The organism is Pandoraea aquatica (genome assembly GCF_902459565.1).
GTDB classification, from domain to species: Bacteria; Pseudomonadota; Gammaproteobacteria; order Burkholderiales; family Burkholderiaceae; genus Pandoraea; species Pandoraea aquatica.
Genome location: NZ_CABPSN010000003.1, coordinates 32,164 through 45,436 on the forward strand (window position 1 = coordinate 32,164; position 13,273 = coordinate 45,436).

The 13,273-nt window shown below is 62.8% G+C and carries 14 protein-coding genes and 1 tRNA gene; 6 read left to right on the top strand and 9 right to left on the bottom strand.

The window, feature by feature from the left end; translation table 11 throughout:
• Positions 1-76: 76 nt before the first annotated feature.
• From argJ to PAQ31011_RS10945, 3 genes are all read left to right on the top strand, one after another.
• Positions 77-1,306, top strand: coding sequence for a bifunctional glutamate N-acetyltransferase/amino-acid acetyltransferase ArgJ (gene argJ / locus PAQ31011_RS10935; protein ID WP_150575883.1), 1,230 nt, complete (start codon positions 77-79; stop codon positions 1,304-1,306).
• Positions 1,307-1,557: 251 nt separating this feature from the next.
• Positions 1,558-2,439: an ATP-binding protein gene (locus PAQ31011_RS10940; protein ID WP_150575884.1), complete on the top strand. Its 882-nt coding sequence runs from the start codon at positions 1,558-1,560 to the stop codon at positions 2,437-2,439.
• Positions 2,440-2,518: 79 nt separating this feature from the next.
• A complete protein-coding gene (locus tag PAQ31011_RS10945; RefSeq protein WP_150575885.1) occupies positions 2,519-2,953 on the top strand; it encodes an NUDIX domain-containing protein in 435 nt (144 codons plus the stop codon).
• A gap of 149 nt (positions 2,954-3,102) precedes the next feature.
• Here the strand turns inward: PAQ31011_RS10945 and yacG are convergent, their stop codons facing one another.
• The 9 genes from yacG to PAQ31011_RS10990 form a co-directional block, all read right to left on the bottom strand.
• Positions 3,103-3,297: a DNA gyrase inhibitor YacG gene (yacG, locus tag PAQ31011_RS10950; protein ID WP_150575886.1), complete on the bottom strand. Its 195-nt coding sequence runs from the start codon at positions 3,295-3,297 to the stop codon at positions 3,103-3,105.
• Between the two features lie 4 nt (positions 3,298-3,301).
• Positions 3,302-4,057, bottom strand: a complete 756-nt coding sequence (gene zapD / locus PAQ31011_RS10955; RefSeq protein ID WP_039393327.1) for a cell division protein ZapD — start codon at positions 4,055-4,057, stop codon at positions 3,302-3,304.
• 175 nt (positions 4,058-4,232) lie between these two features.
• Entirely contained in the window at positions 4,233-4,847 is a 615-nt protein-coding gene (gene coaE, locus PAQ31011_RS10960; protein WP_150575887.1) for a dephospho-CoA kinase, read from the bottom strand.
• On the bottom strand, positions 4,844-5,704 hold the full coding sequence (locus PAQ31011_RS10965) for a prepilin peptidase (RefSeq protein ID WP_150575888.1): 861 nt from the start codon (positions 5,702-5,704) through the stop codon (positions 4,844-4,846). The genes coaE and PAQ31011_RS10965 overlap by 4 nt, the downstream gene beginning before the upstream one ends.
• Complete coding sequence (locus PAQ31011_RS10970; RefSeq protein WP_150575889.1) at positions 5,701-6,927, bottom strand: type II secretion system F family protein; 1,227 nt, start codon at positions 6,925-6,927, stop codon at positions 5,701-5,703. The genes PAQ31011_RS10965 and PAQ31011_RS10970 overlap by 4 nt, the downstream gene beginning before the upstream one ends.
• Positions 6,928-7,065: 138 nt before the next feature.
• On the bottom strand, positions 7,066-8,238 hold the full coding sequence (locus PAQ31011_RS10975; protein ID WP_150575890.1) for a GspE/PulE family protein: 1,173 nt from the start codon (positions 8,236-8,238) through the stop codon (positions 7,066-7,068).
• Between the two features lie 141 nt (positions 8,239-8,379).
• Positions 8,380-9,672: an HlyC/CorC family transporter gene (locus tag PAQ31011_RS10980; RefSeq protein ID WP_150575891.1), complete on the bottom strand. Its 1,293-nt coding sequence runs from the start codon at positions 9,670-9,672 to the stop codon at positions 8,380-8,382.
• A gap of 227 nt (positions 9,673-9,899) precedes the next feature.
• Positions 9,900-9,976: transfer RNA gene (locus PAQ31011_RS10985), tRNA-Pro, on the bottom strand.
• Between the two features lie 19 nt (positions 9,977-9,995).
• Entirely contained in the window at positions 9,996-10,925 is a 930-nt protein-coding gene (locus PAQ31011_RS10990) for a polyprenyl synthetase family protein (RefSeq protein WP_233327767.1), read from the bottom strand.
• A 327-nt stretch (positions 10,926-11,252) separates the two neighbouring features.
• On the opposite strand from PAQ31011_RS10990, the gene rplU reads away from it, so the two are divergent.
• The 3 genes from rplU (at position 11,253) to cgtA (ending at position 13,134) form a co-directional block, all read left to right on the top strand.
• Positions 11,253-11,564, top strand: coding sequence for a 50S ribosomal protein L21 (gene rplU / locus PAQ31011_RS10995; protein ID WP_039393314.1), 312 nt, complete (start codon positions 11,253-11,255; stop codon positions 11,562-11,564).
• 28 nt (positions 11,565-11,592) lie between these two features.
• Positions 11,593-11,853 (top strand): 50S ribosomal protein L27, encoded by a 261-nt coding sequence (gene rpmA, locus PAQ31011_RS11000; RefSeq protein WP_039393311.1) that lies wholly within the window; start codon positions 11,593-11,595, stop codon positions 11,851-11,853.
• A gap of 150 nt (positions 11,854-12,003) precedes the next feature.
• Positions 12,004-13,134 carry an Obg family GTPase CgtA gene (cgtA, locus tag PAQ31011_RS11005; protein WP_150575893.1) on the top strand — a complete coding sequence of 377 codons (1,131 nt, stop codon included), beginning with the start codon at positions 12,004-12,006 and terminating at the stop codon, positions 13,132-13,134.
• Positions 13,135-13,273 lie beyond the last annotated feature (139 nt).

Here is a 13,273-nt window from a genome sequence, read left to right on the forward strand (position 1 = left end):
CGCCGCCCCGGCGGGCTGTCGTGCCGACATCGCCAGGGCGGGTGCTTGAACCCTTACCTCTCGCGGGCGAACCCCCATGGCCGTCAATTTCCCCTCGATCGAAGCCTCCCAACTGCACGCCGTTCCGGGCGTCGAACTGGGCTGGGCCGAAGCCAATATCCGCAAACCGAACCGCAAGGACGTGCTGGTCATGCGACTGGCCGCCGGTAGCACGGTGTCGGGCGTTTTCACGACCAACCGCTTCTGCGCTGCGCCGGTCACGGTGTGCAAGGAGCATCTGGCCGCCCATGCGGGCATTCGTGCGCTCGTCGTCAATACGGGTAACGCCAATGCGGGCACCGGCGAGCCGGGCATGCTGGCCACGCGCGCCACGTGCGACGCGCTGGCGAAGCTGCTGTCAGTCTCGAGCAACCAGATTCTGCCGTTCTCGACGGGCGTGATTCTCGAGCCGCTGCCGGTCGACCGTCTGGTCGCCGGTCTGCCGCAGGCCATCGCCAATCTGGCTCCGGCGCACTGGTTCGAAGCTGCACAATCGATCATGACGACCGACACGCTGCCGAAGGCGGCCTCGCGCCAGATCGTGATCGACGGTCAAACGATCGTGCTGACGGGCGTGAGCAAGGGCGCGGGCATGATCAAGCCGAACATGGCGACCATGCTCGGTTTCGTGGGCACGAACGCTCGCGTCGCACAACCGGTGCTCGACGCGCTGGTGAAGTACGTGGCCGACCGCTCGTTCAACGCCATCACCATCGACGGCGATACGTCCACCAACGATTCGTTCATCGTGGCCGCCACGGGCCAGACCGAGCTGCCGGAAATCGCCAGCACGGACACCCCGGCGTTCGCCGCCTTCCGCGACGCGTTGCTGTCGATCTCGCAAGAGCTCGCGCAACTGATCGTGCGCGACGGCGAAGGCGCGACCAAGTTCATCACCGTGACGGTCGAAGGCGGCCGCGACGTGGCCGAGTGCCGTCAGATCGCGTATGCCATCGGCCATTCGCCGCTGGTGAAGACCGCGTTCTTTGCGTCCGATCCGAATCTGGGTCGTATTCTGGCCGCCATCGGCTATGCGGGCGTGAACGACCTCGACGTCAGCAAGATCGACCTGTACCTCGACGACGTGCTGGTCGCGCGCGCCGGTGGCCGCAACGCCGACTATCGCGAAGAAGACGGTCAGCGCGTGATGAAGCAAAGCGAAATTACGGTACGCGTAGTGCTGGGTCGCGGCGACGCGGCCGCTACGCTGTGGACGTGCGATCTCTCGCACGACTACGTCAGCATCAACGCGGATTACCGCTCCTGAGACCCGACGCGACGGCCCTGAAGGTCCAGGCCTCCCACAGGAGGCGAGGGCCGTCGGCGCATGGCACCGATGCCTGACCGGCGTCGGCCATGTGCCGGTGGAAGTGAATGAGCGAAGCGCGCAAGTCCATCGGAAACAACGTTTGGACTGCCGGATGGGTGGCAAAAGCACCGCGGCGCACAGCGAAGGGAAACGACAACACCTCGAAGCATCGACATGAGCGCCCACGAGCGGCGCGGGGATATCGAAGCATGGACAAACTGGAACAGTTCCTGACGCGCGCTGAAGGCGTGCTGGCCCGACTGGAGGCAATGTTGCCCCCGGCGACTCCTGAGATCGACTGGAGCGTCGCTACGGCGTTTCGTTGGCGCAAGAAGCAGGGGCGCGGGTTTCTGCAGCCCGTCGCGCATGTTTCCTCGATTACGCTAGGCGATCTGCAGAACATCGAACGCCAGAAGGCGCTGATCGAGCAGAACACGCGTCAGTTCGTGCGTGGCGAGCCGGCCAACAACGTGCTGCTGACCGGTGCACGCGGCACCGGCAAGTCGTCGCTGATCAAGGCCTGTCTGAATCAGTACGCGTCGGAAGGGCTGCGTCTGATCGAAGTCGACAAGGACGACCTGACCGATCTTGGCGACATCGTGGATCTGATTTCGCAGCGTCCGGAACGCTTTGTCGTGTTCTGTGACGACCTGTCGTTCGAAGACGGCGAATCGGGCTACAAGGCACTCAAGGTAGCGCTCGACGGTTCCGTGGCCGCGCAGTCGGACAACGTGCTGATTTACGCGACGTCCAACCGCCGTCACCTGTTGCCTGAGTACATGAAGGACAACGAGAGCTATCGTCACACCGACGACGGCGAGATTCATCCGGGCGAAGTGATCGAAGAGAAGATCTCGCTGTCCGAACGCTTCGGCCTGTGGGTGAGCTTCTACCCGTTCAAGCAGGATGACTACCTGACGATCGTCGGCCACTGGCTGCAACACTTCGGTGTGCCGGCGGATCAGACGGAAAGTGCGCGTCAGGAAGCGCTGATCTGGGCATTGGAGCGCGGTTCGCGCTCGGGCCGTGTGGCGTTCCAGTTTGCGCGCGATTGGGCGGGCAAACAGCGTGGCGCGGGACAGGCATCGTAACGATCTGGCAGACGGCGCGGTCCGGGGATGATCCGGACCGTCGTTTGCCCGATCCCGAAATTCAGCAATGCGTAGCGATATGACAGATTCGAAACGAACGGCGCCGGATGGGCGTCCGGTCACGGAAGTGGCTGTGGGCGTGATGGTGCGCCCGGATGGTGCGGTGCTGTTGGGGCAACGTCCTGAGGGCAAACCGTACGCCGGTTACTGGGAGTTCCCTGGCGGCAAGCTCGAAGCGGGTGAGTCGGTCGCGGCGGCGCTGGCGCGCGAGCTGCACGAAGAGCTGGGTGTCACCGTGGAGCGTTGCGCGCCGTGGCGTGTCCTCGAACACGACTACCCGCATGCGTATGTGCGTCTGCACTTCTGCAAGGTGACGGCATGGCAGGGCGAGCCGCACGGCAAGGAAGGGCAGGCGCTGGCGTGGGAGCATCCGCCGGTGAGCGTGGAGCCTCTGCTACCCGCTGCGTTGCCGCCGCTGACGTGGCTGGCTGAAGAGTTGGCGCAGCGGACCTGATGGCCGCATGACGTCGCCGGGCGGCGACGTCTTCTGTGCCGGATGCATCGGTGAGGCAGATGCCTGCGGGGTCGCCACAAACGAAAAAGCCGTTTCGATCTGCATCGAAGCGGCTTTTTTTATGGTGCTCAGCTTGGATCCTTCAGCGCTCAGCGTTGTGTCGGATCGAGCGGCGATTCCTGTGAGGGATCTTCCGGCGATTCGGACGGGATGGTGTACTTCTCCGCCGCCCACGCGCCCATATCGATCTGCTTGCAACGTTCCGAGCAGAACGGACGGAATTTGGCTTGCGGACTCCAGACGACTTTCTTGCCGCAGGTCGGGCAGTTTACGGCGCTCGTCATCGGCTTACAGATTGCACAGGGTGAGCAGGAACGGCACGTCGCTGTCGACCGGACGCGGCTTCAGATCGCCATCCTGCGTCGTGAAGCGCACCCACAGCATGTACTTGTTGGCGCTGGCTTCAGGAATGACGCGAAGGTCGGCGGCGACACGCACCTGCATCAGTTGATAGACGCGGCCGGTGAGCATCTGCTGATAGCTGCCCTGCTGCGCCATCGCCTTGCTGGCATGACCGGACTCGCGCGCGAGTCCCAGCACGATGCTGATGGCGTCGCGAATCGGAAACAGCGGACCGATCCACTTATCGATGTCGTGACGGCGCTGCTCGGCATCGTTGTGCCGCCAGGCGTAATACGACGGCAGATCGAAACGGCAGGTGCCACCCGGAATGACCGAGCGGCTGCGAATGCTGGCAAGCCACTCGTTGTCGTTCAGGTGCTGACCGGGTTTGCCGGGAATCTGGTTGAGGTTCGCGATGGCCAGCTCGACTTCGCCGATGAATTGTTCGAGCGCGTCGGAGGCGATATCGGGATTGCCGCGATAGGTCTGCAGCGTCTGACGTTGCCGGTCGAGTTCCTTGACCAGTTCGTTCTTCAGATCGGTGCGACCGGCGATGTCGGCAATCTCGAACATCGTGATCAGGGCCGCGTGATGATCGAGCGGCTGATCCTGTCCGACGAAAAAGGCAAAGCGCCCGAACAGCTCTTCTAGCCGAAGCAGCGTGCGAATGCGTTCGTTGAGCGGATATTCGTACAGGATCAAGCGCGTTGGCCCAAAAGTTGGCGCTTTTCAGCGTAATGGCGACATTCTAATGCGGGAATCTGTCGGGTTGCAACGCGAGTGGGCGCTCAATTGGGCACCGAATGCAAGACAGCTGCGCGAAATGCCTCCCGACATACCTCCAGACATCGGAATTTCGAAGTGCCGCGACTGGAAATTACTCGCCGCCGGTCTGCCTGGCGAACTGAAGATAGGCCGCGTGCAGTCGGTCGACCTGGGGCGCGAGCGGTGCCTGCTGCGTGTCGTTGTCGATGATGTCGTCTGCCACTGCGAGTCGCTGCGCCCGTGACGCCTGACGGGCCATGATCGCCTGCACCTGCTCGCGCGTGAATCGATTGCGCGACATGACGCGTGCGATCTGTGTCTCCTCGGTGCAGTCGACGACGAGAATGCGCTGCACCCGCTCACGCCATGTGCCGGACTCCACCAACAACGGCACGACGAAAATCAGATAGGGCCCTTCGGCTTCGGCCGCCGCGCGCTCGCACTCGGTGCGTATCAGCGGATGGGTAATTGCCTCCAAACGCGCTTTCGCCGAGTTGTCCGAGAACACCGCTTCGCGCATGCGCGTGCGATCGAGTGAGCCGTCCGGCGCAACGAAGGCGTCGCCGAAGTCCCGACGGATCGCGGACATCGCCGCGCCGCCCGGGGCGGTGATGCTGTGTGCGATGGCATCGGTATCGATAATCGCGATGCCATGGGTCGCAAACAGATTGGCGACGGTCGTCTTGCCGCTGCCGATGCCGCCGGTCAGGCCGATGGCGTAAGTCATGGAGTTCCTCCGATCCAGAGCATGAGGCTGTCGCCGCCGAAGAGCGTGACGATGCCTGCGGCGGCAAGAAACGCGCCGAAAGGAAACATCTGATCGCCGCGCAAGCGTCCCATCAGCCAGGCGCTGCCTGCAATGACGATGGCGAGCACGCAGGCGACGAGCAGAATCTGCGGTAACGCCGTCCAGCCGAACCATGCGCCGAGCGCAGCGAACAGTTTGAAGTCGCCGAATCCCATGCCTTCGCGACGTCGTATCCACCAGTACACCCAATACATCGCCCAGAGACTCATGTAGCCCGCCGCCGCGCCAATGACGGCCGACGGCAGGTTGGCGAACCAGTGACCGAGATTACAGAGTAGCCCTGCCCAAAGGAGCGGGAGCGTGAGGATGTCGGGCAGCAGTTGGGTGTCGTGATCGATGTAGGCGAGGGCGATCAGCGTCCAGACAAGTCCGAGTGCACCGACGCTCTGCCACGTTGGCCCGAAACGCCAGGAGATGGCCACACTCAGCACGCCGCTGAGCAGTGCGAGTTGCAATCGACGCGACGGCGCAGGGTCGGAGAGCGCGACGGGCAGGCCGACCGCACCCACGCTCGACATCTCGGTGGTCGAGGCGAGCGCAAGCGGGGAGACCTGAGGTGATGCGGCGGGCAGAGCGTGCGTGTCCGAGCTTTCGGCGGCCTGCAATTCTTCGAGCCACGCGCGTTCGATGGCGGCAGGCACCCGTCGCACGACAACATCGAGGAGCAGTCCGGCAATCACGCCGCAAACCGCAAACAATGCGAGACGCCAGTGGGGGGGAAGTTGCGCGAGCCAGTCGACGAGAAGCAGCTCGGCGTAGCCATTCATGGCGTTCATGCGACACCGTATCCGAGTTGGAACATCGGCAGGTACATAGCGAGGACCATGCCGCCGATCAGCAGGCCGAGCAACGTAATCATCATGGGTTCGAGCGTTGCGCAGGTACTGACCAGCGCATGCGACGCTTCCTCGTCGAGCAGGCCGGCGGCCTGATTGAGCATGCGCCCGAGTGTACCCGATTCCTCTCCGATTACGACCAGTTGCGCCACGGCCAACGGCCAGTGTTCGTCGCCTTCCAGAGACGTCGCCAGACGCTCGCCCCGGGCGACTTTGCGATGCACGTCGTGCGCCGCTCGCTGCATCACGAGATTGCCGCAGGCGCTGGCCGCCGCGTCCATGGCGTCGGGCAGCGCGACACCGGCGTCGAGCAGCGTGCCGAGCGTTCTGGCCCATCGTGCGGCGCTCATCATCCGAAGAATCTTGCCCACGCCGGGCAGGCGCAGCAATAGCCGGTCGCGGTGGCGTCGCAGACGCAGGCTTCGCCGCAAACCGGCCGCGACGACCAGCCCGGCGGCACCCGCGCTCGCCAGCATCCAGGGGCCGTTGTCGAGCGAGGTGCGCGAGACGTCGATGAGCCAGCGGGTCAACGGCGGTAACGGCACGCCACCGCCGGCAGCACTCGCGAATAGCCGCTCGAACTCCGGGATCACCCATTGCAGCAGCGCGATGACTACGGCGACCGCTACCGCTAATACGGTCAGCGGATAGGCGAGTGCGCGCTGCAGTTTGTCGCGAACGCTTTGCACGTGATCGTACTGTGCGCTCAGCCGTGCCAGTGTCGGGCCGAGTTGACCGCTCAGTTCTCCTGCCGCGATCAACTGACAATCGACACTGCTGAAGCGCTGGCTGGCATGCGCCATCGCCTGCGCGAGCGGATGCCCCAGGGCGACGTCCTCGGCGACGGTGGCGGCCAGTCGCTTGAGGCCGCGTGTGTGCGCACCTCTGGCAAGCACGTCGAGGGCGGCGCTCAGCGGCACGCCTGCGCCGAGCAATGTCGCAAGACGTCGCACCAGGTCGGTCGCGTCTGCCGGGCGTGTGCGTGCGGCAGATGAGTGGCGACGCTGCGGACGCAGTTGCGTGACGGTCAACTGCGGATGCCGATGGCGCAACGCCAGTCGGGCGGCTGCCTCGCCGTGGGCGACGACGTCTCCGTGAAGACGCTGTCCATCGGCGTCGCGCCCCTGCCAGCGCCATCGTTGTAAATGTGCCGGCGTCGTCATGCGGCACCTTCGCTCGACGTGACCGGTGGTCTCGATGGGCGGGCCAGTGGTGTTCGCTTTGCGCCGTCGTGTCGAATATCCTCCACCCGGCTCATCGACGGTATGCGCGCGGTGTCGTGTGTTCGCATTTCGGCGGCTTCAAGCGGGCAGCGTTGCATCGACATCCTCCTGATCGACAGCGCCTGCATCGACATGCCACAACCCGGCTTCTCGCAGCGTCATGACGCCTTCGCTGCGTGCCTGCGCCGCTAGTTCGTGCGGACTGCGCGCCTGCGCGATGTTGATCGCCTGCGTGGGGCTGATCGGCATCACCTGAAACGCGCCGATGCGTCCGGCAAAACCGGTGCCGTGACAGCGCATGCAGGCGTCCGCGTGGTCCGTGGCACTCGTGGTTGTGCCGGAAGGCTCGCATCCGGCCGGGCATCGTCGCCTGAGCAGACGCTGTGCGCTGACCAGCAACAACGTCGACGACAGATTGAACGGCGCGACGCCGAGGTCGAAGAGCCGCGCGAGCGTGCTTGGCGCGTCGTTGGCGTGCACGGTGGCAAACACGAGGTGACCGGTTTGTGCTGCCTGTATGGCGATCTCGGCGGTCTGGGCATCGCGGATTTCGCCCACGACGAGGACGTCCGGATCCTGACGGAGAAACGCCCGCAAGGCGGTTGCAAAGTCGAGCCCGGCGCGTTCGTTGAGATTGACCTGCGTGATGCCGGCCAAGCGAATTTCCACCGGATCTTCGATGGTGACGATGTTGCGCGACGCGTCGTTCAAACGTCGCAGGCAGCTGTAGAGCGAGACGGTCTTGCCGCTGCCTGTCGGTCCCGTCAGCAAGATCAGGCCGCGCGGCCGGGCAATCGCTTGCGTGAGCGCGAGGTATTGCTTCGGCGAATAGCCGAGACCTTCGAGCGAGAGCGGGACCTTCGCGCCATCGAGCAGGCGCACCACGAGTTTCTCGCCGTGCAGCGTCGGGAGCGCACTCACGCGACACTCGACCGGTTCGCCCGCTTCGCGCCACACCATGCGTCCGTCCTGAGGCAACCGCTTTTGTGCAATGTCGAGATTGGCGAGCACCTTCAGACGCGAGATCAGCATGTCGCGCGCCGTCAGCGGAACGTCGCCATGATCCTGCAAGCGACCGTCGATGCGCAGACGAACTCGAAAGCGCTGCGCCATCGGTTCGAAATGGATATCGGACGCACCTGCGCGAATCGCTTCGCTCAGTATGCGTTCAAGGCGTTGCAGCGGTGTGGTGGACGGCGGGATTCCGGTGGACGGCAGGGCGTCGTCGGAGACGATGGCTTGACGCGGCATGACGGGGTTCGGCGAGAGCTGGGTGAAGCTTCAGTCTCGTCAAATCCCTGTGGCGGCTCAATCGGAATAACCTGAAAAATGACGGTAGGTGACGGGCAGTGAACGAATGCGTTGTGATCGCTTCCCGTCAGTCGCGTAGCTTTAGTCGTGATGCGCAGCCCGCGCCACCGGTTTGAACAGGCGCACCGTCTTGATCGCCTGGTTGTCGATTTGCACGATCTCCATACGCACGCCGTCGATCTCGAGACTGACGGACGCCTCGGGGATTTCGCGCAGCACTTCGAGAATCAGGCCGTTGAGTGTCTTCGGGCCATCGGTCGGCAAATGCAGTCCCAGTCGTCGGTTCAGGTCGCGCAGACCCACGCCGCCGCCGACGAGACAATCGTCGTCCACTGTCCAGCCCGAACGGCTGCCGCCCGCGCCAGGCACGCTCGTCGTGAACTCGCCGATGAGTTCTTCGATGATGTCCTCGGTCGTCACCAGCCCTTCGACTTCGCCGTACTCGTTGACCACGAGTCCCACGCGACGATGGTTTTCCTGGAAGTACTGCAACTGTCGCAGCGCGGGGGTATCGCTCGGAATGAAATACGGTTCGACGAGCAACGCGCGCAGCGTATCGACCGTGAGGTCGTCCGGGTGACGCAACGCTGAGAGCGTACGACGCACCGGCAGAATGCCGACAATGCGATCGATATCGCCGTCATAGACGGGCAGCTTGTTGTGATAACAGGTTTCGAGTTGCGAGAGGATCGTGTCGAGCGGCGCCGAGATATCGAGCGCTTCGATGCGCGCGCGGGGCACCATCACATCGTCGACGGCGATGTTCTCGAGATCGAGCAGATTGAGCAGCACGCTACGCGGTTTGGTCGGCATGTAGTTGCCGGCTTCGAGCACGATGGTACGCAGTTCTTCGGTGGTCAGACGTGTCTCGCTCGCCGCCGTGCGCGTATCGATGCGCAGCACGCGCAGCATGCCGCGCACGAACGTGTTGAGCACCCACACCAGCGGCGTTGCCACGGCCACGATCGGTTTGAGCGGCGTGCTGACGGAAAGGGCGATGCGGTCGGGGTACGTCGCGCCGACGATCTTCGGCCCGATCTCCGCGAAGATGATGATGAGCAGCGCAATCATCGCCGTCGCGATCGACAGCGTGATGGCGTCGTTGCCGAAGTAGCGCACCGCGATGGACGTGGTGAGCACCGGCACGACCGTATTGATGACGTTATTGCCGACGAGAATGGTCGAGAGCAGATCTTCCGTGCGAGAAAGCAATCCCTGTGTCGCGCGCGCGCCGTGTACGTTCATGCGTACCAGGTGCTTCAGTCGATGGCGGTTGAGCGCCATCATGCTTGTCTCGGAAATGGAAAAGAATCCCGAGCAGATGATCAGGAAAGCGACGGCGCAGATCTGCGCCCATAAGGGCAAGGCGTCCAAGCGTTTGGGGGCGGCTAAGCGCGGGCGGTGGCAATGAGTCGCCACTATATCAGAGGGGATTGGAACGTTTGCTGCGTAGCCCGACGGGGACATCTCATCGGACGGATGTGATGGACTGCCGACGTTTCGATGCGGCGCGCGTGGTGGACCAATTCGGCCGTAGAAATAAAAAAACCGACGGACAAGTCCGTCGGTTTTTTTGCTTTGCTTGAGAGCAAAGTAAATCCTGGTCGGGGTGAGAGGATTCGAACCTCCGGCCTCTACGTCCCGAACGTAGCGCTCTACCAGGCTAAGCTACACCCCGCTTCGATACTGCTACTTCGCTAAGTGCGTCGCGCTATCGAGTAAGAACATAATTCTAGCAGGCTATTTTTATAATGGGAAGAGGGAAGTGTAGAAATAATTCGTGCGGCAGCATCTGCCTCTTCCTGAGCGCGTGCGAGCGTGTAGTCGAGCGCGCCCGTGCGCTTGATCGCGGCGAGGATCGGTTCGAACTTGTCCGTGCCGCCATTCTCGATGGCTTCACGTACGAGCGCGCGCTCTTCTTCCGTGCCGTGTTGCAGAACGTGAATCAGCGGCAGTGTCGGTTTGCCTTCGCGCAGATCGTCGCCGGCATTCTTGCCCATCGCATCGGTGTCGCCGGCGTAGTCGAGCCAGTCGTCCATCAATTGGAAGGCAGTGCCCAGACGGCCGCCGTATTCGCACACGGCCGCTTCGGTCTGCGCATCGGCGTTGGCGAGCACGGCCGCCAATTGCGTCGCCGCTTCGAACAGCGTCGCAGTCTTGTACTTGATGACCTGAAGGTAGCGCGCCTCGTCCACATCGGGGTCGTGCATGTTCAGCAACTGAAGCACTTCCCCTTCGGCGATGACGTTGGTCGCACGCGCGAGGATCTGCATCACGCGCATGTTGTCCACGCTCACCATCATCTCGAACGAGCGCGAATACAGGAAGTCGCCGACCAGCACCGACGCCGCGTTGCCGAACAGCGCGTTGGCTGTCTGCTTGCCACGGCGCAGGTCGGATTCGTCGACGACGTCGTCGTGCAGCAGCGTCGAGGTGTGGATGAATTCGATGACGGCCGCCAGCTCGTAGCGGGCGGGCGATGTCACGCCCAGCGCGCCGGAGACCAGCAGCAGCAATGCCGGGCGTAGCCGCTTGCCACCCGAATTGATGATGTATTCCGAGATCTGATTGATCAGGACCACCTCGGAGGCCAGCCGATGGCGGATAAGCGTATCGACGGCTTTCATGTCGTCGGTGATGGCGGCCAGTACGTTCTGGGCAGAAGTCGAAGCAGTCAAGACAAGGCTCGGGTGAGGAAAAATTCGCCCCAAATTATATAGTGGGCGCGGCAACTTTCGGGCACCAGGGCCGCGGAATGACTGGTGTTACGGAAGTCTTTGACGCAAAAGGAGAAAGTCTGTATAATTCCCCGTTTTCGTGCGCGCATTCGTTGCGCCGCGTCCGAAAATACTTCGGGAAGCGGGCTGCGGCGGAGGTGTTCGACCGGTAGCTGGTGTCCTTTCGGGACCCTCGGTCTGCACGGAAATTCTCTTGTTTATGAGTGAGGTTCAACAATGTACGCGGTCATAAAAACCGGCGGTAAGCAATATAAGGTTGCTGCTGGCGAAAAGCTCAAAGTAGAACAGATACCGGCTGACATTGGCGCTGAAATCACCATTGACCAGGTTCTCGCCGTTGGCGAGGGCGAATCGATTAAGTTCGGTGCGCCGTTGGTCACTGGGGCTTCCGTCAAGGCTACCGTTGTCGCCCAGGGTCGTCACCCCAAGGTGAAGATTTTCAAGATGCGCCGTCGCAAGCACTACCAAAAGCGTCAAGGCCATCGCCAAAACTACACCGAGCTGCGCATCGACAGCATCAACGGCTAATCGATCGAGCTAGGTAAGGAGTTAAGTCATGGCACACAAAAAAGCAGGCGGATCGTCCCGTAACGGCCGCGATTCCGAGTCGAAGCGCCTCGGCGTGAAGGTGTACGGCGGTCAGGCAATCCTGGCTGGCGGCATCATCGTTCGCCAACGCGGTACGCGTATGCATGCCGGCGAAAACGTCGGTATCGGTAAGGACCACACGCTGTTTGCACTGGCCGACGGCCACGTGCAATTCGCCGTCAAGGGCGCAGCGAAGAAGCAAGTGGTTAGCGTGGTAGCGGCAGCGTAAGCTAAGCCTTTTGCCACCAAAAGGCTCCGCTTCCATGCGGAGCCTTTTTTGTTTCTCCCGCCGGCGCGCACTGTGATGCAGCGTTCGGCGTGGATCATCGAACAGTATTCTGGATCGTCTGCGGACGGTCGTTAAGCGGGACGGACCCACATGAAATTCATTGACGCAGCGCGAATCGAGGTGATCGCCGGAGACGGCGGCAACGGCTCGGCATCGATGCGCCGTGAGAAATTCGTGCCGTTCGGCGGACCTGACGGCGGCGACGGCGGTCGTGGCGGCAGCGTGCTCGCCGTGGCGGATCGCAACATCAACACCCTGATCGACTACCGTTATTCGAAGAAGCATCTGGCGAAGGACGGTGAGCGCGGTCGCGGTTCGGACTGCTACGGCAAGGGCGGCGACGACATCACGCTGCGTATGCCGGTGGGCACCATCATCACTGACATGGACACGGGCGAGACCATCGCCGACCTGACCGAGCACGGTCAGGAAGTGGTCCTCGCGCAGGGCGGTGCGGGCGGTCTGGGTAACATCCATTTCAAATCGAGCACGAACCGCGCACCGCGTCAGACGACGCCCGGCAAGCCCGGTGAGCGCCGCATGCTCCAGCTTGAGCTGAAAGTGCTCGCGGACGTCGGTCTGCTCGGTATGCCCAATGCGGGCAAGTCGACGTTTATCTCGTCGGTGTCGAACGCGCGTCCGAAGGTCGCGGACTATCCGTTCACGACGTTGCACCCCAATCTGGGTGTCGTGCGTACGGCACCGGGCCGAAGCTTCGTGATCGCCGATATTCCGGGGCTGATCGAAGGTGCGGCGGAAGGCGCGGGCCTCGGCCACCAGTTTCTGCGTCACTTGCAGCGCACCGGTCTGTTGCTGCACATCGTGGACATTGCGCCGTTCGACGAAGGCGTCGATCCGGTGGCGGACGCGAAAGCCATCGTTCTCGAATTGCAGAAGTACGACGAAGAGCTGTTCCAGAAGCCGCGTTGGCTGGTGCTCAACAAGGTCGACATGCTCCCCGAAGCGGAACGCGAAGAACGCGTTGCCGACTTCAAGGCACGCTACGGCTGGAACGGCCCGACCTTCGAGATCTCCGCGCTGACGGGCGAAGGCTGCGAGAAGCTGTGTCTGGCGGTGCAGGAATATCTGTACCAGCAGCGTGGCGCGGTCGAAGAAGCGATCGAAGACGCCGCCGCCGATCCGCGTTTCCGTGCCGGTAGCGGCACGCCGGCCGCCGACGCTGCACCACAAACCCCAACGGACGACACGCCAAAGGCGTAAACTCCACATCACTCATACGCTGGCGCTGACGCTGTAAGGTCCCGAACGTCATCAGGTCCCGGACCTTGCGCCAACGCCAGCGATCCGGCTGCTGTGGCCCAATGAGAGACGATCCGCATGCGCGGCATCGTCCCGGGGT

Excerpts from the sequence above, each read along its gene's own strand:
- rpmA (WP_039393311.1), top strand. The coding sequence starts at position 11,593 with ATGGCACACAAAAAAGCAGGCGGATCGTCCCGTAACGGCCGCGATTCC.
- PAQ31011_RS10965 (WP_150575888.1), bottom strand. The coding sequence starts at position 5,704 with ATGAACGCCATGAATGGCTACGCCGAGCTGCTTCTCGTCGACTGGCTC.
- yacG (WP_150575886.1), bottom strand. The coding sequence starts at position 3,297 with ATGACGAGCGCCGTAAACTGCCCGACCTGCGGCAAGAAAGTCGTCTGG.
- PAQ31011_RS10970 (WP_150575889.1), bottom strand. The coding sequence starts at position 6,927 with ATGACGACGCCGGCACATTTACAACGATGGCGCTGGCAGGGGCGCGAC.
- PAQ31011_RS10940 (WP_150575884.1), top strand. The coding sequence starts at position 1,558 with ATGGACAAACTGGAACAGTTCCTGACGCGCGCTGAAGGCGTGCTGGCC.
- argJ (WP_150575883.1), top strand. The coding sequence starts at position 77 with ATGGCCGTCAATTTCCCCTCGATCGAAGCCTCCCAACTGCACGCCGTT.
- PAQ31011_RS10945 (WP_150575885.1), top strand. The coding sequence starts at position 2,519 with ATGACAGATTCGAAACGAACGGCGCCGGATGGGCGTCCGGTCACGGAA.
- cgtA (WP_150575893.1), top strand. The coding sequence starts at position 12,004 with ATGAAATTCATTGACGCAGCGCGAATCGAGGTGATCGCCGGAGACGGC.
- PAQ31011_RS10990 (WP_233327767.1), bottom strand. The coding sequence starts at position 10,925 with ATGAAAGCCGTCGATACGCTTATCCGCCATCGGCTGGCCTCCGAGGTG.
- PAQ31011_RS10975 (WP_150575890.1), bottom strand. The coding sequence starts at position 8,238 with ATGCCGCGTCAAGCCATCGTCTCCGACGACGCCCTGCCGTCCACCGGA.
- coaE (WP_150575887.1), bottom strand. The coding sequence starts at position 4,847 with ATGACTTACGCCATCGGCCTGACCGGCGGCATCGGCAGCGGCAAGACG.
- rplU (WP_039393314.1), top strand. The coding sequence starts at position 11,253 with ATGTACGCGGTCATAAAAACCGGCGGTAAGCAATATAAGGTTGCTGCT.